Source organism: Vibrio sp. DW001 (assembly GCF_029016285.1).
Taxonomy (GTDB): Bacteria; Pseudomonadota; Gammaproteobacteria; order Enterobacterales; family Vibrionaceae; genus Vibrio.
In genome coordinates, this window is sequence record NZ_CP091975.1 from 3,067,644 (window position 1) to 3,085,222 (window position 17,579).

15 protein-coding genes and 2 tRNA genes are annotated in these 17,579 nt (G+C 40.7%); 5 read left to right on the forward strand and 12 right to left on the reverse strand.

All coding sequences use genetic code 11. From position 1 onward, the window contains the following. Positions 1-6 precede the first annotated feature (6 nt). The 8 genes from rimP to rlmE form a co-directional block, all read right to left on the reverse strand. Entirely contained in the window at positions 7-462 is a 456-nt protein-coding gene (rimP, locus tag L3V77_RS14005) for a ribosome maturation factor RimP (RefSeq protein WP_275134698.1), read from the reverse strand. A 244-nt stretch (positions 463-706) separates the two neighbouring features. After that, positions 707-783: transfer RNA gene (locus L3V77_RS14010), tRNA-Met, on the reverse strand. Positions 784-869: 86 nt separating this feature from the next. Beyond that, positions 870-954 (reverse strand) — tRNA-Leu (locus L3V77_RS14015). Positions 955-1,022: 68 nt separating this feature from the next. Beyond that, positions 1,023-1,364: a preprotein translocase subunit SecG gene (gene secG, locus L3V77_RS14020; RefSeq protein ID WP_195704206.1), complete on the reverse strand. Its 342-nt coding sequence runs from the start codon at positions 1,362-1,364 to the stop codon at positions 1,023-1,025. A 151-nt stretch (positions 1,365-1,515) separates the two neighbouring features. Continuing rightward, positions 1,516-2,859 (reverse strand): phosphoglucosamine mutase, encoded by a 1,344-nt coding sequence (gene glmM / locus L3V77_RS14025; RefSeq protein ID WP_275134699.1) that lies wholly within the window; start codon positions 2,857-2,859, stop codon positions 1,516-1,518. Positions 2,860-2,873: 14 nt separating this feature from the next. Next, entirely contained in the window at positions 2,874-3,710 is an 837-nt protein-coding gene (folP, locus tag L3V77_RS14030; protein ID WP_275136780.1) for a dihydropteroate synthase, read from the reverse strand. Between the two features lie 68 nt (positions 3,711-3,778). Beyond that, positions 3,779-5,758, reverse strand: coding sequence for an ATP-dependent zinc metalloprotease FtsH (gene ftsH / locus L3V77_RS14035; RefSeq protein ID WP_275134700.1), 1,980 nt, complete (start codon positions 5,756-5,758; stop codon positions 3,779-3,781). An 86-nt stretch (positions 5,759-5,844) separates the two neighbouring features. Then, on the reverse strand, positions 5,845-6,474 hold the full coding sequence (gene rlmE / locus L3V77_RS14040) for a 23S rRNA (uridine(2552)-2'-O)-methyltransferase RlmE (protein WP_275134701.1): 630 nt from the start codon (positions 6,472-6,474) through the stop codon (positions 5,845-5,847). A gap of 185 nt (positions 6,475-6,659) precedes the next feature. Between rlmE and yhbY the strand changes: the two genes are divergently transcribed. Next, positions 6,660-6,956 (forward strand): ribosome assembly RNA-binding protein YhbY, encoded by a 297-nt coding sequence (gene yhbY, locus L3V77_RS14045; RefSeq protein ID WP_195704210.1) that lies wholly within the window; start codon positions 6,660-6,662, stop codon positions 6,954-6,956. Between the two features lie 81 nt (positions 6,957-7,037). Here the strand turns inward: yhbY and greA are convergent, their stop codons facing one another. Next, positions 7,038-7,511, reverse strand: a complete 474-nt coding sequence (gene greA / locus L3V77_RS14050) for a transcription elongation factor GreA (protein WP_195704211.1) — start codon at positions 7,509-7,511, stop codon at positions 7,038-7,040. A gap of 491 nt (positions 7,512-8,002) precedes the next feature. Between greA and L3V77_RS14055 the strand changes: the two genes are divergently transcribed. Both L3V77_RS14055 and dacB read left to right on the forward strand, forming a co-directional pair. Further along, positions 8,003-9,067: a porin gene (locus L3V77_RS14055; RefSeq protein ID WP_275134702.1), complete on the forward strand. Its 1,065-nt coding sequence runs from the start codon at positions 8,003-8,005 to the stop codon at positions 9,065-9,067. Between the two features lie 114 nt (positions 9,068-9,181). Further along, positions 9,182-10,585, forward strand: a complete 1,404-nt coding sequence (dacB, locus tag L3V77_RS14060; RefSeq protein ID WP_275134703.1) for a serine-type D-Ala-D-Ala carboxypeptidase — start codon at positions 9,182-9,184, stop codon at positions 10,583-10,585. On the opposite strand, the gene L3V77_RS14065 is transcribed toward dacB, so the two are convergent. Then, positions 10,551-11,396, reverse strand: a complete 846-nt coding sequence (locus tag L3V77_RS14065; RefSeq protein ID WP_275134704.1) for a magnesium transporter — start codon at positions 11,394-11,396, stop codon at positions 10,551-10,553. The genes dacB and L3V77_RS14065 overlap by 35 nt on opposite strands. A 354-nt stretch (positions 11,397-11,750) precedes the next feature. Next, a complete protein-coding gene (tyrS, locus tag L3V77_RS14070; RefSeq protein WP_275134705.1) occupies positions 11,751-12,938 on the reverse strand; it encodes a tyrosine--tRNA ligase in 1,188 nt (395 codons plus the stop codon). A 124-nt stretch (positions 12,939-13,062) separates the two neighbouring features. Between tyrS and L3V77_RS14075 the strand changes: the two genes are divergently transcribed. Together L3V77_RS14075 and L3V77_RS14080 are read left to right on the forward strand one after the other, a co-directional pair. After that, positions 13,063-14,355 carry a peptidoglycan DD-metalloendopeptidase family protein gene (locus L3V77_RS14075; RefSeq protein ID WP_275134706.1) on the forward strand — a complete coding sequence of 431 codons (1,293 nt, stop codon included), beginning with the start codon at positions 13,063-13,065 and terminating at the stop codon, positions 14,353-14,355. A 482-nt stretch (positions 14,356-14,837) separates the two neighbouring features. Next, positions 14,838-16,304, forward strand: coding sequence for an SLC5 family protein (locus tag L3V77_RS14080; protein WP_275134707.1), 1,467 nt, complete (start codon positions 14,838-14,840; stop codon positions 16,302-16,304). A gap of 103 nt (positions 16,305-16,407) precedes the next feature. Here L3V77_RS14080 and tyrA read toward each other — a convergent pair whose 3' ends face one another. Beyond that, complete coding sequence (gene tyrA / locus L3V77_RS14085) at positions 16,408-17,535, reverse strand: bifunctional chorismate mutase/prephenate dehydrogenase (protein ID WP_275134708.1); 1,128 nt, start codon at positions 17,533-17,535, stop codon at positions 16,408-16,410. Between the last annotated feature and the right edge of the window lie 44 nt (positions 17,536-17,579).

The window sequence follows — 17,579 nt, forward strand, 5'->3', positions numbered from 1 at the left end:
GGAGAACTAAAATTTAGGGATCAGGTTAGCTTTAGAAATATTGCTTAATGCAAATTCTTCCGTTTGTTCTTCAGCGATGATAGTTATCAATTCACCGTCAACTGCTTGAATAACACCTTTCCATTTACGGCGGTTACCCATAGCCATTTTGAGAACAATATTGACCTCGTGACCAATAAATTGTTGGTAATGCTCTGTTTTAAAAAGTGGTCTCTCCAAGCCAGGAGAAGATACTTCCAAGCTATACGCTACCGAGATTGGATCTTCGACATCTAGCACCGCACTTACCTGACGGCTTACTTCAGCACAATCATCAACATTAATGCCGTTTTCACTATCAATATAAATACGTAAAGTTGAGTGTTCGCCTGCGCGAATAAACTCGAGACCGACTAATTCGTAACCCGACGCTCCTACAGGAGACTCAAGCATTTCAGTTAGTTGCCTTTCTAAACCAGTCATTTAACCACTCCAGAAACAAAAAAAGGGCTCAGAGCCCAATCTAAACCCCAAGCAATAACACTGTATTTCGACCAATTGGCGAAGTACAGATAATAAAAAACCCCGAAAAAGTCGGGGTTTATTATTGCTGGACCCTGATAATACTAAACAATAACCAAAAATAATTATTATTTAGTTCATAGTTAATGTGACTCTGTAAATCGCCATTAACTATGAAAACTTATAAATCAGACTCAGTGAGTATTGGTTGCGGGGGCCGGATTTGAACCGACGACCTTCGGGTTATGAGCCCGACGAGCTACCAAACTGCTCCACCCCGCGTCCGACTGTCGAGCATTATACGCTCAACAGATTGATTTACAAGTTACATCAACCTAATCCTGACATTACTATCAATCTTAAATTAATGGTGCCGAGAGAGGGACTTGAACCCTCACACCCTAAGGCACTAGCACCTCATGCTAGCGTGTCTACCAATTTCACCATCTCGGCATTTAAAGCTTATGCTTTTCAAAAAACAATCAATAAATTAATAACAATTGCCATTTTAAAACAATTACTTATTGAGGAATTTCGTCGCCACTTTTTTCAGCGGGAATTTCACTCGGTACGTCTGCAGCTTCTTCTTGGATTATTTGACCTTGTGTAGGATCAATCCATTGAGACTCAGTTTGATGTGTTGCCATGTTACCAAACATCAGAGCTACAGCGAAAAATACAGTTGCACATATTGCAGTCATTCGGGTTAGGAAACTTCCTGAACCACCAGCACCAAACACTGTGTTTGAAGCACCGGCACCGAAAGATGCTCCCATATCTGCGCCTTTACCTTGTTGAATCAAAACAAGACCAATTACACCAGCCGCTGCCAACAGGTAAACCACAAGTAATATAGTAGTCATTTTTCCACCTATGTTACTATTTGCCTAACTAGCAACGCCTATGATAATTAAAGGCAAAGCTAACGACCTCCGGTATCGAAGGCCGAGCAATACTATAGGATTGGTATTAGGCTGACAAGTAAAAATTCATACTTAAACTCTAAGTGGTTAATTAAGCGTCAAAGCTCGACCTAACCGCATCGGCGATCTTTAGCGCAGACGATGTCACGAGTTCTTCGTCTTCACCCTCAACCATCACACGAATTAACGGTTCGGTACCAGATTTTCTTAAAAGGACTCGCCCTTTTGAACCTAGTTTTTGTTCCACTTCTTTCGTCGCATTGATAACCGCAGACGCCTCTAATGGATTAGAATTACCGTTAAATCGTACATTCTCCAACACTTGAGGATAAAGCGTCATACCTTCCGTCAATTCTTTGAGTGACATTTCGCTGCCTATTAACGACGCCAAAACCTGTAACCCAGCAACAATAGCATCACCAGTGGTGACTTTATCAAGCAAGATGACATGTCCGGAGTTTTCGGCACCAATGGACCAACCTTTTTCCTGTAGTTGCTCCATGACATATCTATCACCAACAGCCGCACGAACAAAGGGTATACCTAGTTGCTTGAGACCATTCTCCATGCCAAGGTTTGTCATTAATGTACCAACCACGCCACCTTTCAACTCGCCACGTCGCAAGGCATCACGGGCGATGATATAAGCTATTTGATCACCATCCACCTTATTACCTTCGTGATCGACCATAATGATACGGTCACCATCACCATCAAAAGCTAAACCTAAATCTGCTTTTTCTTCCACTACTCGTTTCTGAAGCGCTCTGACATCGGTCGCGCCGACCTCAGCATTAATATTGGTACCGTTAGGCTCAACCCCTATTGTTATGATTTCTGCGCCTAACTCTTTAAACACTGAAGGTGCAATATGATACGTTGCACCATTTGCACAATCCAAAACGATTTTAAGGGCGGTTAAATTAAGATCTTTCGGAAAAGTACTTTTGCAGAACTCAATATATCGTCCTGCGGCATCAACAAGTCGAGCCGCTTTACCGAGTTCGGCAGACTCCACACAGACAAGTGCTTTATCTAATTCAGCTTCAATTGCCAATTCAACTTCATCAGGTAACTTCATCCCCTCAGAAGAGAAGAACTTTATGCCATTATCATAATATGGATTATGAGAAGCAGAAATAACGATGCCCGCTTCAGCACGAAAAGTCTGAGTTAGATACGCGATAGCTGGTGTAGGCATTGGTCCAGTTAGCGTTGCATTTAACCCAGCAGCAGCGAGCCCTGCTTCTAATGCCGATTCAAGCATGTATCCAGATATTCGAGGGTCTTTACCGATAATAACCTGTTTAGTGCCTTGCTTAGCGAGAACTCGTCCAGCTGCCCAACCTAGTTTTAGTATAAAATCTGGCGTAATCGGGAACTGACCAACTTTGCCACGTACACCATCGGTACCAAAATAACGTCTTTCTGACATAGGGAATTTCCTACTTAAATAGTTTTATATTCATTTAGACATTGAACAACCTTTAATGCATCCAACGTCTCTTCAAAATCATGCACTCGTATAATTTGTGCACCTTTTAATGCCGCGACGGTTGCACAAGCAACACTCGCGGCTACCGTCTCCGACGGTGGTTTATTTAGCACATTAAACAACATGGATTTCCTAGACATACCAACGAGTAATGGAAAACCAAAATGGTGAAAATTATCTAATTTATCAAGTAATTGATAATTATGTTGTAACGATTTACCAAATCCGAAACCAGGATCTAAAATGATTCTGCTTTTATCAATGCCAGCATTTTCACAAGCCGCTATTCGGCCCACCAAAAAATCTTCTATATCTAAAAAAAGATCGCTATATATTGGATTTGACTGCATCGTTCGAGGCTGTCCTTGCATATGCATAAGACAAATAGGCACATCAAACTGAGCGGCTACTTCAAGTGTTCCAGGCTCGCTCAGCGCACGGACATCGTTAATAATGTCGGCACCAGCGTCTATCGCTTGGTGCATCACCTCAGCTTTACTCGTATCGATTGAGATCCAGATGTTTGAACGTTTCCGTATTGCCTTAATGACAGGAATCGTTCTTGAGAGCTCTTCTTGTAGAGTAACGTCAGGTGCCCCTGGACGAGTTGACTCGCCGCCGATATCAATGATAGCGACACCCGCCTTGATCATTTTTTCAGCACGAGCTAAAGCATCGTTAATATTGTTGTAGTTTCCACCGTCAGAAAAAGAATCAGGGGTCACATTTAATATCCCCATCACTTTGGAAATACCTAGGTCAAGCTCTTTGTCGTTGGATTTTAGTTTCATCATTAGGCATATTGAATATACAAAAAGACCCCGATTATATCGAGGTCTTGGCTTTATTTATTCAGAAATCACTCAGATTTGTCGTCTTTCTCAACATCACTTTGATCTTCTGTTTTCGTTTCAGGCGATTCGTCTGCCGGTTTTTCTGGTGACGTTTCTTTCTTCGCACTTCCACTCAGCACTGCTTTTGCTTCATCACGCGATTTCTTTACTAGATCTGCAGAGTCAGTCGTCCAACCTTGAGGTTCTCGTATTTCGTCTTTACGCGCCATTAAGTCATCAAGCTGTCCAGCATCAATGGTTTCATATTTCATCAACGCATCTTTCATAGAATGCATGATATCCATATTTTCTTCCAAAATCTTCTGAGCATGTTTGTAGTTCTTATCGATAATGATACGAATCTCATCATCGATTAACTTAGCGGTATCATCAGACATGTGTTTCGTCTGTGTGACACTACGACCAAGGAATACTTCACCTTCTTCTTCTGCGTACAAAAGAGGACCCAATTTTTCAGAGAAACCCCATTGAGTCACCATCTTGCGCGCAATATCAGTTGCACGTTCAATGTCATTTGAAGCACCTGTTGATACTTTATCCGCACCGTAAATGATCTCTTCCGCGAGACGTCCACCATACAGAGTCGCAATCGATGATTCTAATTGCAAACGAGACATGCTGATACGATCTTGTTCTGGTAAGAACATCGTCACACCCAGTGCACGACCGCGTGGGATAATAGATACCTTATAAACAGGATCATGATCTGGCACTAAAAGACCGACAATTGCGTGACCTGCTTCATGGTAAGCCGTCGATTCTTTTGACTCTTCAGACATAACCATTGAGTGACGCGCCGCGCCCATCATGATTTTATCTTTCGCGAGTTCAAACTCAACCATAGACACATTACGCTTGTTACCACGAGCTGCGAAAAGCGCAGCTTCGTTCACAAGGTTGGCTAAATCTGCGCCAGAAAAACCAGGCGTACCACGAGCGATAAGCGAAGGTTCAACATCATCAGATAAAGGAACTTTACGCATATGTACTTTTAAAATCTGCTCACGACCACGTACGTCAGGAAGACCAACCATAACTTGGCGGTCAAAACGTCCAGGGCGTAATAATGCTGGATCAAGTACATCTGGGCGGTTCGTTGCTGCAATGACGATGATACCTTCATTACCTTCAAAACCATCCATCTCAACAAGCATTTGGTTTAGTGTTTGTTCTCGTTCATCATGTCCACCACCAACACCTGCGCCACGTTGACGACCTACGGCATCGATTTCATCGATGAAAATGATACAAGGTGCAGCTTTTTTTGCCTGTTCAAACATGTCACGCACACGAGATGCACCAACACCAACAAACATTTCAACAAAATCTGAACCTGAGATAGTAAAGAACGGTACTTTGGCTTCGCCTGCAATAGCTTTTGCCAAGAGCGTCTTACCTGTACCAGGAGGACCAACCAACAACACACCCGTTGGTATTTTACCGCCTAGCTTTTGGAATCGACTTGGATCACGTAAGTAGTCCACCAGTTCTTTCACATCTTCCTTGGCTTCGTCACAACCTGCAACGTCGCCAAATGTAGTTTTGATTTGCTCTTCGCTCATCATACGAGCTTTACTCTTGCCAAAGGACATCGCGCCTTTGCCACCGCCGCCTTGCATTTGACGCATGAAGAATATCCACACACCAATAAGCAGGATCATCGGGAACCAAGAGATAAAGATAGAACCAAGCAAACTCTGCTCTTCAGGTGGAGAACCCTGAACCTTTACGTTCTGATTTATGAGATCATCAAGCAACTTATTATCATAGAAAGGCATATAGGTAACGTTGCGAGAGTTATCGCTACGATAGAATACGATTTCTTGATTATTAAAGGTTGCTTCACGAACTTGGCCTTGTCCCACTTCTTGTACGAACGTGGTGTAATCCACCGTTCTGCCGTTACTTTCACTAGGTCCAAAACTCTGGAATACCGACATCAAGACAACAGCGATTACCAGCCATAGAATTAAATTTTTTGCCATGTCACTCAAGGTGGCAGCCTCTCGATAACTAATTGTAATTAAAAGTAGAGTACTACAGATCGTTGTCCGTAGCTACAGCGCGTTAGTTAGCCTTTATAACCAGTGGCTACTATATAGACCTCTCGAGAACGAGCTCTCGATGAGTCTGGTTTTCTTATTCTCACGACTTTAAACATGTCGCGTACATCTTTCACGTATTGGTCAAAGCCTTCACCTTGGAATACTTTAACAACAAAGCTACCATTAGGAGCAAGAACCTGTCGGCACATATCAAGTGCAAGCTCTACTAAATACATAGCTCTTGGTTGATCAACTGACAAGTTTCCCGCCATATTCGGCGCCATGTCTGACATAACCACATCAATCATATCCGGTTGAATTTTCGCTAATAGTGCCTCTAATACTGCATCTTCTCTAAAGTCACCTTGTAAAAAATTCACTCCGGCAATGGAATCCATTGGCAAAATATCACACGCAATTACTTGGCCTGCATCACCAACGACTTTGGTCGCATATTGTGACCATCCTCCTGGAGCTGCACCCAAGTCTACAACAGACATGCCTTGTTTAAGCAATTTGTCTTTTTCTTGAATCGCTTCAATCTTAAATATAGCACGTGAACGATAACCTTTTTTCTTCGCCTCGTTGACATATTTATCATCAAGGTGCTCTTTAAGCCAACGTCCAGAACTTGCTGAAAGTTTCGATTTACTCATTCTATTCCTAGTAAATTTCGACAAATAACCAAATAAGTATGGTAGAAAAATTAGTCTTCGTGATTAGATGGCGTTAAAATACGGTTTTTCAACCCCGAATCCGCTTAACTTTCAAAAATTATCATGCGATTTTTTAATCTTTTGAAACTTGAGCACTTTTAACTACTAACATAATTGGCCGCGTAATGAATCTAAGCACCAAGCAAAAACAGCACCTTAAAGGCCTAGCACACAACTTAAAACCAGTTGTGCTAATGGGCGCGAACGGATTGACCGAGGCTGTTCTGGCGGAAATAGAACTGGCCCTTGATCACCACGAATTAATCAAAATTAAAGTTGCATCAGAAGATAGAGACACCAAAGAACTCATTATTGATGCAATTATTCGTGAAACTAAGGCCGAAAAAGTACAAGGCATAGGTAAAGTTTTAGTTATTTATCGCCAATCTGAACAACGAAAAATTGAGATACCTAGAAAGTAAGTAATGAATTATTTTGTAACAGAATAATAAAAAAGGTCGCAATTAAAGCGACCTTTTTTACATCTCGAACTCATTACTCGTCTAGACGTATAGTACTTTATCGATTTCGTAGTCCTTATCTCCACCAGGGGTAGAAATAATCACTTCATCACCTTCCAACTTACCAATGAGACCACGTGCGATTGGTGAGGTTACAGAAATACGACCAGCCTTAATATTCGCTTCATCTTCGCCGACAATTTGATACGTGGATTCTTCTTCTGTATCTAAATCAATTAAGGTCACCGTAGTACCGAAGATAATTTTACCCGTATTATCCATTTTAGTGACGTCGATAACTTGAGCTACTGATAGCTTATATTCAATATCTCTAATTTGAGCCTCACAGATACCTTGCTCTTCTCGGGCTGCGTGATATTCAGCGTTTTCTTTTAAATCACCTAATTCACGAGCCTCTGCGATTGCAGCCGATATAAGTGGACGACGTTTTAATAATATTTCTAGTTCTTCACGTAGTTTTTTTTCACCACGTAGAGTCATTGGGACTTTTTCCATTTTAAACCTCTAAGACCAAAGTCAGCTTTGGACAATAAAAACCCGCTCAACAAGTGCTGAGTGGGTTTAGAAACGAATTGATTTTGATTAGTGTAAACAAAGATTAGTGATTAATCATCTATATTCACGTTTTGTATCACAAAAACAAACCTGAGCAGCAACTTTGTGCTTTTTTACTCATTTCATTTCAAATCAATAACTAAAAAAATCTAAAAAACATCAATACTCCCATAATTTTAAATTGCCAGAAAGACAACATAAATCCTATATAATCAATTACTTATAGTTAAGTGAACAGTGTTCAATTGTGTTTTTTATATAATTTTACTAACGAATAACGGAACTTTCGCTGTACAAATTGTTCACGAGGAAACACAACACCTTGAAGTCTATACAAAGAGTTTAGGCAATTTCGGGTGCTGTATTAGTCCGTGTTTAAACCAAAAAATTATTTACCCCTTAGATAATTTGGCAGATTAGGAATGATCCACATGAACAAGAAAATTTTAGTTTTAGCAGTATCCGCAGCAACTTTGTCAACAGGCGCTTTTGCTTCAGCTGACGGCAAGCAAGCTGGTTCTATAGACGGAACAACAGTATATAGTTCAAATGGTAACAGCTTAGAAATAGGTGGCCGTGCAGAAGCGCGTATGTCTATTAAAGATGGTACTGCTGATGACAAATCTCGTGTACGTTTAAACTTCTTAGGTAAAACTCAAATCACCGACGATTTTTACGGTGTTGGTTTCTATGAAGGTGAATTCGTTACTTCTGATGCCGGTGCTTCTACTGATTCAAATAGTGATAGCATAACTAACCGTTATGCATACGCTGGATTTGGTGGCACATTTGGTGAAATCACTTACGGTAAAAATGATGGCGCTCTTGGAGTCATCACAGATTTCACTGATATCATGGCATATCACGGTAACAGCGCTGCTGACAAAATAAACGCAGCGGACCGTGCAGATAACATGGTTTCTTATAAAGGCGCATTTTCTGATTTAGCAGTAAAAGCAAGCTATCGCTTTGCTGATTCTCAAGATGACAACGTAAATGGCGGTTATACAGACAATGGCCAAGACGGCTATTCTCTATCTGCTATTTATAGTGTTGCTGATACTGGCCTTGCTTTGGGTGCTGGTTACGCAGATCAAGATAAAAACAATGAATACATGCTTGCTGCATCATACAAGATTGGCGCTTTCTATGCCGCGACCACGTTTACCGACGGAGAGAAAGATTTTGATGGCGCTCAATATGGTGGCTCAAGCAACTTCTCTGGCGTTCAAGACTACACAGGTTACGAACTCGCTGCTGCATACAAAATGAATCAAGTTGTATTCACGACTACATACAACAACGCAGAAACTGGTAGCCACACATCAGCTGACAACGTAGCAGTAGATGCAACCTATTACTTCAAGCCTAACTTCCGTACGTACATCTCTTACAACTTCAACCTATTGGACAAAAATGACCAACTAGGTACTGGTACAGTTGGCGAGCGTGGCGCAGAAGATGAAATCGCACTAGGTCTTCGCTACGATTTCTAATTCATTATTGGATTAGAAAAAAGTTGATTACTTAGAAAACGCCTGCTTTTGATAGCGGGCGTTTTTTTTATTCTATATACTCAATTTTCTTCGATTTATCCCACTAGGTTAACTATGCGCACTATTATCACACTTATATGTGTAGGATTTTCAAGTTACCTATTTGGATACGCTCCTATAGACACCTTACCCCAAGGCAGTCGCGTTAGCTTATTGGTAAACAATTCCGTTGGTTCACCTTTATCTATCAACTCAGACCAACTTTTCCCACCAGCCAGTACTTTGAAAGTGATTACTGCGTTAGCAGCAAAATTGGAACTCGGTGATAATTTCAGATTCAAAACCCAATTGGAATCAAAAGATAACGACATTATTGTGCGCTTCTCTGGTGACCCAACGCTAACAACAAAAAATTTAGATGCCTTATTTAAACGATTATCCCAACAGGGAATAAGTACTATAAAAGGAAACATCTGGCTTAATAATGGTATTTTCACTGGATACGAAAGAGCTGTTGGTTGGCCATGGGATATCTTAGGCGTCTGTTATAGCGCTCCTTCGAGCGCAATAACCCTCGACGGGAACTGTGTACAAGCATCTATCTATACGAATGTAGATGGAACGACTCGAGTTTACGTACCAGAGCACCAGCCTATTACTGTACGAACGACGGCCATTACCGTTTCCAAAGAAGAACAGAAAGAGAGGCAGTGCCAATTAGAATTGCTGACTGCAGATAACAATACCTATCACCTTTCTGGTTGTTTAACGGCAATGAAAAAGCCTTTACCGCTAAAATTTGCAGTACAAGAAACACAGGCTTACACAGAGTCAGTAATACGGAGATTACTGGCTAAGCATCACATTTCATTCAATGGTCAGATCTCTAAACACAATGACATACAAGGGAAAATAGTTGCATCCCATACATCAATTCCCTTAAATGAAATGTTGGATACCATGTTAAAAAAATCATCCAATTTAATTGCAGACAATATTACTAAAACGCTCGGGGCTCGATTCTATTCTCAAGCAGGTAGTTTTAATAATGGCACTGAAGCGATTAAACAGATCATTTTCTCTAACAGTGGTATAGATTTAAGCGACGCTCAATTAGCTGATGGATCTGGTTTATCTAGAAACAATCGAATTACAGCCCGCGACATGAGTAGAGTACTCGATTATATCTGGAAGAATGACTCAACCCTTAATTTAATGGCAATGCTGCCAAAATCGGGTGAGACTGGTACTTTAAAATACAGAAAAAGCATGCAAAAACCATCTATAAAAGGATACATGCAAGCGAAAAGTGGCTCCGTCTATGGCACCTATAATATGGCTGGGTATGTGTTAGATGAAAATGGCCGACCAAAATCAATCTTTGTGCAATTTATTAGTGACTACTTTCCAAACAAAGAGGAGAAGGAATCTAATTCACTCCCCTCTGTATATCAGTTTGAACAGGCCTTCTATCGAGATCTGATTAAGCAATCCCCAAAAAGTAGTTCACTACCGTAAAATAGATCCACATCCCAGATATATCAACGATAGAAGCAAGCACCGGACTCACCAAGACTGCTGGGTCCAACTTACACGCTCTCGCCAATATCGGCAGTAATCCTCCCAATGTCGTCGACATAGTAACCTGAATAAACAGCGCAATAGCAATCGCTAGCGCGATAATATTAATATCGAAGCCTCCCGTTGCTCCAGGATCACTAAAAAGTAAAATACGAGCGACAATGACCAACGCGATTACCACCGCTAAACAAACGGCTATACGACTTTCTTTCAAAAAAACCTTAAACCACTGCCGTTTTTTTAGTTCGCCCGTCGCTAACGCTCTAATCACTAATGTTGCCGCTTGCGAACCTGTATTCCCCCCTGCTGCCGCAATGACAGGCATATATATCGCTAGCAATACCAATTGACTTAACGTGTCCTCATATTGTGAGATAATAAGGCCCGATACGATGCCCAATAATGCAAGCATCACTATCCATCCCACACGTTGTTTTACATGGTCCAAAACGCCAGTGGAAAGGTAACCTTTCGTGGGCTCAGCCTCCGAGCGTATAAAGCCTAATTGGTGATCATAGTGCCGTGCTTGCTTATCAAAGCCCTGAAGTTCGAGTTGCTGAATTAAATGTTGCACATAACCAACGGTGCAGTGTTTAAGGATCTCCACCGCTTCTTCTATTGGCATAATAGTCAGAAAATGAATTTGTTGATCTTGTTCATATTGCAAAAAAGCATTTCTCGCAGCTCCTATTTCTATGAATGAAAAGGGGCTATTTGTTTCTAAATACTCATGGTTTATTACCGTCATTGCGAACCTCCCGATTAGCTGACGACCATCATTATCACCGTTCAACAAAAACCAAACACAAGAACGCCTTATTGATTTCAGATCGGTAATTTTAATAATATCTGGAGAAAAATAGAGAGGAAGGATGAAACAAAAGATCGCCTACTGTTGGGTAGGAATGAAGAATGCCAATACCGTCGTGGTTATTTCTCTCCCTTGATACTAGGAGGATGGTCGATATTGTTCATATGAATCTCCAAGGTTACTGCGATTTGCAGCGAGCGTATTCTATCACTATAGGACTTGTTTACACGTCAGTTTAATGTAAAAAAGGCGCTATAAAAGCGCCTTTTTATAATGATTATCGAATAATCATTAGTTCAATGTGATACGGGCAAATTTACGCTTACCTACTTGATATACTGCTGTTCCTATTTCGGGGATCAGTTTCGTATCTTCTATTTTATCCCCATCAATCTTTGCAGCACCTTGGCGAATCATCCGCATAGCATCTGATGTTGAGTTCACTAAACCCGCTTCTTTCAGCAAATTACCAATGGCAATACCTGACTCAAATTCAAACTCTGGCATTTCATTTGGCATCGCACCTTTTTGGAAGCGATTAATAAATTCTTGTTCCGCTGCTTCAGCGTCAGCTTCAGTATGGAAACGAGCAATAATCTCTTTCGCAAGTAGAATTTTAATATCGCGAGGGTTCTTACCAGCTTCAACATCGGCTCTAAACTGTTCAATTTCTGCCAATGGACGAAAGGACAGTAACTCGTAGTAACTCCACATAAGAACATCAGAAATAGACATGATTTTACCAAACATATCATTAGGCGCATCACTCACACCGATGTAGTTATGAGCTGATTTGGACATTTTCTTCTCACCATCAAGGCCAACAAGAAGAGGCATAGTAAGCACACACTGAGGTTTTTGACCATTTGCCTTTTGCAGTTCACGTCCCATTAACAGGTTAAATTTTTGGTCCGTACCACCTAATTCGACATCCGTCTCCATCGCAACAGAATCGTATCCTTGAAGAAGTGGATACATAAATTCATGGATCGCGATTGGTTGATTGTTCGAATAGCGTTTTTTAAAGTCGTCTCGCTCTAACATACGTGCGACGGTTTGATTTGCGGCTAGGCGAATCATCCCTTCAGCACCAAGCTCTGATAACCATTCTGAGTTAAACTGAATTTTAGTTTTCTCAGGGTCTAGTATCTTAAATACTTGTTGTTTATACGTTTCTGCGTTTGCTAACACATCTTCACGAGTCAGCGGTGGTCGCGTTGTATTTTTACCTGATGGGTCACCAACCATACCAGTAAAATCACCAATCAAAAATGTAACTTCATGTCCCAACTCTTGAAACTGACGTAATTTATTTAATATAACGGTGTGTCCTAAATGAATATCAGGTGCCGTTGGATCTGCGCCTAACTTAATACGTAAAGGACGATTCTCTTTCAGTTTTGCAATCAGTTCTTCTTCCGGTAAAAGTTCATCAATACCGCGCTTTATCTCAGCCAATGCTGCTTCTATACTCGCCATTCTTGTTAACTCCCACAGATTTGGCAAAAATTAATAGTTGCACAGTTTACTTGAATAGCTATGTATTTTGAAACCAGTTAAACTCAGTATTGACGAATTTCACCAAATTTAATAATTATCGACCATGCTTTCTACTTTTTTTCGACTTCCGATTATCCATCGCGCTCTGATTTTGCTTTTTTCAGCGCTAATTACCGTTGTTATTTTTCTTCCTGATAGCGAAGATCTAACTAAAAACCAAAATACTCTAGAAATTGGTCGACATTATCCCCTCGCCATATCTCTCGAAACGTTAGAAACAAATAACAGTATTCTGCCTGAATCAGTCGTTCGCTGGGAGAAATATAAAATAGCTTCCGGTGAAAGCGCCGCTAAGTTATTCAATAGAATTGGATTATCGGCACAACTACTACACAAACTTATCTCTAGTGATACAGAAATCAACAAACAGCTTTCTCGTCTTCGCGTGGGTGAAGAACTCACATTTGGTTTTGATGAAAACCACGAGTTATTGCAGATAAGACGAGTTATCACTCCATTTGAAACCTTTCGAATAAGTAAAGCCGATGTCGGATATAAAGCAGCATTCGAAACGAAAACCGTTAATATTCAGTTTAATTACACTGAAGCTGAGATCACTTCAAATTTCTGGAACGCAGCACTTTCTGCCGACCTCACGCCCAATCAAATAATGGAACTTGCAGGTATTTTTGGTTGGGATATAGATTTTTCTCTTGATATTCGTTCGGGAGACAGTTTTAGAGTGCTCTATGAAGAAAAAGTGGTCGAAGGAGAAAAAATGGGACGCGGGCGAATTATTGCTGCCATTTTTTCTAATCAAGGCGAAACGTTTAAGGCAATACTTGACGACAACACAAGCAACTATTACGACGAGAACGGCAGGGCGATGAAAAAGGCGTTCTTACGCTCTCCAATAGATTTTAGGCGGGTAACTTCCAACTTTAACCCAAGAAGACGCCACCCTGTTACAGGTAAAGTTGTTGCTCACCGAGGGACAGATTATTCGGCTCCAGTAGGAACACCTATATGGGCGGCTGGTGACGGCGTAGTGGAAAAATCTGGCTATAATCAGTACAACGGTAATTATGTATTTATACGCCACAGCAACACTTATATTACCAAATATCTACATATGACACGTCGTTATGTTAAAACTGGCCAACGAGTTAAACAGGGACAATCCGTCGGAACATTAGGTAGTACAGGGCGTGTAACCGGTCCTCATCTTCATTATGAATTCCTTGTTAACGGTGTTCACAAAAATCCAAGAACCGTCAAGTTGCCTCAATCAAAATCGCTTAAAGGGCAAGCAAAGACGGAGTTTATGACCAACGCAAAAGATAGGCTCTCAAAGTTAGAGCGATACGGACAGCTCCTGTTCGCCAAGCAGAGCTAACTCAATACATTTACAGATATCGCCTTTGTGTTACGTAAAATAGAGGCGATCACTCTCCTCCAAAAAATCCTACGCGGACAAATATGATCTACACCCGGATCATTATCTTATATTTACTTTACTTACCCTAAAATGAAAATGTATAGCGCAAACATTACTGACAGCTTACATTAATTACAATATTACTTAATAAATCAACGATTATTTAAAGTTCAGGGAAACTCAATCAACTTTTTGTTTCATTTTCATGTGATCGCAAACAATTTTATGAAAATAAATCAAACCATAAGGGTAAACGTTTACACTAATCATATGTAGATCACGGAATTACTTGCTAACCCAACGTATTCTCACCTCATACAATCTGCAGAACTTCCGAATTTAAACACTATAAAGGCCAATTTAAATTATTTACGTATTCATTGCCCTTTGTAAACGATTCCAGTTCATCATTAATTTAGTTTGACAAAAAGGTGGAAAATATGGATTCAGCGATACAACTAATCGTATTTATCAGTCTTACGGCTCTAGTTGGTTACCTGACTTACCGTAAATGTGCTCAGGCAGGCCCTAGAGGAGAAGGTGCTAAAGATTACTTCCTTGCGGGGGGCGGTCTTTCATGGGTATTTATTGCTGGTTCTATCACGCTAACCAATCTTAGTACCGACCAATTGGTTGGTATGAATGGTAACCAGATGGCACTTCTTGCGCTTTGGGAATTATGCGGATTTATTGGTCTAATCATTCTTGCAAAAATATTTGTTCCTATCTATTACAAATACAACTGCACAACAACAACCGAACTTCTAGAGCGCCGTTACAACAATAAACATATTCGAGCAACCGTAGGTACGTTATTCCTATTGGGTAATATATTTATTTATCTTCCCGCGATGCTTTACGGTGGAGCGTTGTTTATGCAAACCATGTTTAACGTTGAAATAGGTATTATGCCAATCGCGATCATGTTTGCTGTCGTGGGTTCGGCTTATGCCATTTTTGGGGGTCTACGTGCAGTCGCTGTATCTGACACTTTTAGTGGCGTTGGCCTTTTATTAATGGCGCTTCTAATTGTATATCTTTCTCTAAGTGCCATTGATTTTGACTTATCTGGCATTCCTGCAGAACGTCTGACTCTCATAGGGGGACCTGACTCACCAATTCCCTGGCCTACATTATTTACTGGTATGTTATTTATCCAGATCTATTACTGGAGTACTAACCAAACTATCACTCAGCGAGCTATGGCGGCAGAGAACGTTAAAGAAGCACAAAAAGGGGTTTTAGCCGCAGCCTGTATCCGTATTCTGATTGTCCCTGCAATCGTTATTATTCCAGGTATTGTCTCTTACAAACTATATGGCGACATTGGTGACCAAGCTTATGGTCGTATCGTAGGCGATTTACTACCTAACTATCTATCAGGAGCATTCGCAGCGGTAATGGCAGCAGCAGTACTAACCAGCTTTAACTCTGTACTTAACTCATCTGCAGCTCTTTACGTGTGCGATATTCACCAGAAATACTTCAATGAGGAACCAAACGTTAAACGCTTGAACAATGTTGTCTCTATCAGCTTCGTGTGTATCGCGCTTCTTCTTGTCCCTGCATTTGCTACAGCAGACAGCTTGATTAACTTACTTCAACAATTGAATGGCCTATTAAGTATGCCTATCTTATCCGCATTCATCACTGGCCTAATGTTCCGCAACGTCCGCGCAGAATCAGTAATAATGTCAGTCGTATTTGGTACAGCGCTCTATGGCTATTTCACATTCGGTACTGCGCCATTTGGTCTGCACTTTATCCACTTAATGGCTATTACACTAATAGCTTGCGTAGTGTTTGCATTAATACTGAACCGAGTAGTGTTTAAAAACAAAGCAGAATTTGTTGCTTTCAAGAAAGAAAAAGATGGCAATTTGGAAACCACAACAGAAACAAATTAAAGAAGATTAACGAGAAAAAAGCAGCTAATCTTCTCAATAAAAAGCCCTCTATTCAAAATAAATAGAGGGCTTTTAAATAATCTAGATCTTAACTTAAACAAACTTAACCACGATGAATCGCATCGTTAGCTTGCTTAAGAAGGTTCTGACTTTCAGTCATAAATTGTTGTGAATAATCACCAAACCAATCACTCACCTTCTCAAAGCTTTCAACAAATGTGGCTTTATCATGACCTTCAAGTACTTTGATCGCTTCACCGAAGCTAGTATGGAAACGCTTAATCATCTCTATATTTTCTTCTGATGATAAAATAATATCACCGTATAAAGTTGGATCTTGAGCAAATAGTCTACCCACCATAGCGAGCTCCAAGCGATAGATAGGTGAGCTCAACTGTAACAACATATCTATGTTAGGGTTTTCACGACTTAAATGGAGACCATATGCAAACGAAGTAAAGTGACGCAAAGCTTGAATTAACGTCATTCCATGATCATGCTCTTTCGCATCGATATTACATAAGCTGGCACCCCAAATACCAAATTGCTTTAACAACCATTGATATTCCTCACTACCGCGACCATCACAATAGACAATAACCTGTTTTGCTAGGCTCGGTACATCAGGTCCAAACATTGGATGCAGACCAACCACTGGTCCAGCGTGAACACTCAGCATTTTTTCTAGTGGTTTAGATTTTATCGAGGTTAAATCACAAAGAATGCAGTCATCAGGTAGCGCATTTAACTTCTCTATAACGCCCGTTGTTAAGTGAATAGGTACGGTAACAACGACTAAACCAGCATCATGTAACAGATCGTCAGCATTATCCCAATCTTTACTACCCAACACTTTCACTTGATACCCAGAAAGTGTAAACATACGGCCGAACAAACTGCCTAATTGGCCATTACCACCAATAATAACCACAGGACCCAACGAAGGAGCTAAGCATTTAAAACCAGAATCTTTTTCACTCGCATATGATTCTCGCATTGTTCTGCGTAGGATGTCTTCAATTAACTGCGGTGGAATACCACGCTTCTCTGCTTCTTGTCGACGAGAAGCAAGCATTGCCGCTTCTCTATCTGGGGCATAGATAGGCAAGCCGTGTTCACTTTTGACTTCTCCCACCTTTTCGACAAGAGAAAGACGACGAACCAGAAGCTCAATCATCTGCTTATCTACTTCATCAATTTGATCACGTAACTCATTTAACTCAACTGCCATCAAATTTGCCTTTATCTGTATTGACTAAATAAAAATGAAGCAAC

Excerpts from the sequence above, each read along its gene's own strand:
- rimP (WP_275134698.1), bottom strand. The coding sequence starts at position 462 with ATGACTGGTTTAGAAAGGCAACTAACTGAAATGCTTGAGTCTCCTGTA.
- secG (WP_195704206.1), bottom strand. The coding sequence starts at position 1,364 with ATGACTACTATATTACTTGTGGTTTACCTGTTGGCAGCGGCTGGTGTA.
- glmM (WP_275134699.1), bottom strand. The coding sequence starts at position 2,859 with ATGTCAGAAAGACGTTATTTTGGTACCGATGGTGTACGTGGCAAAGTT.
- folP (WP_275136780.1), bottom strand. The coding sequence starts at position 3,710 with ATGAAACTAAAATCCAACGACAAAGAGCTTGACCTAGGTATTTCCAAA.
- ftsH (WP_275134700.1), bottom strand. The coding sequence starts at position 5,758 with ATGGCAAAAAATTTAATTCTATGGCTGGTAATCGCTGTTGTCTTGATG.
- rlmE (WP_275134701.1), bottom strand. The coding sequence starts at position 6,474 with ATGAGTAAATCGAAACTTTCAGCAAGTTCTGGACGTTGGCTTAAAGAG.
- yhbY (WP_195704210.1), top strand. The coding sequence starts at position 6,660 with ATGAATCTAAGCACCAAGCAAAAACAGCACCTTAAAGGCCTAGCACAC.
- greA (WP_195704211.1), bottom strand. The coding sequence starts at position 7,511 with ATGGAAAAAGTCCCAATGACTCTACGTGGTGAAAAAAAACTACGTGAA.
- L3V77_RS14055 (WP_275134702.1), top strand. The coding sequence starts at position 8,003 with ATGAACAAGAAAATTTTAGTTTTAGCAGTATCCGCAGCAACTTTGTCA.
- dacB (WP_275134703.1), top strand. The coding sequence starts at position 9,182 with ATGCGCACTATTATCACACTTATATGTGTAGGATTTTCAAGTTACCTA.
- L3V77_RS14065 (WP_275134704.1), bottom strand. The coding sequence starts at position 11,396 with ATGACGGTAATAAACCATGAGTATTTAGAAACAAATAGCCCCTTTTCA.
- tyrS (WP_275134705.1), bottom strand. The coding sequence starts at position 12,938 with ATGGCGAGTATAGAAGCAGCATTGGCTGAGATAAAGCGCGGTATTGAT.
- L3V77_RS14075 (WP_275134706.1), top strand. The coding sequence starts at position 13,063 with ATGCTTTCTACTTTTTTTCGACTTCCGATTATCCATCGCGCTCTGATT.
- L3V77_RS14080 (WP_275134707.1), top strand. The coding sequence starts at position 14,838 with ATGGATTCAGCGATACAACTAATCGTATTTATCAGTCTTACGGCTCTA.
- tyrA (WP_275134708.1), bottom strand. The coding sequence starts at position 17,535 with ATGGCAGTTGAGTTAAATGAGTTACGTGATCAAATTGATGAAGTAGAT.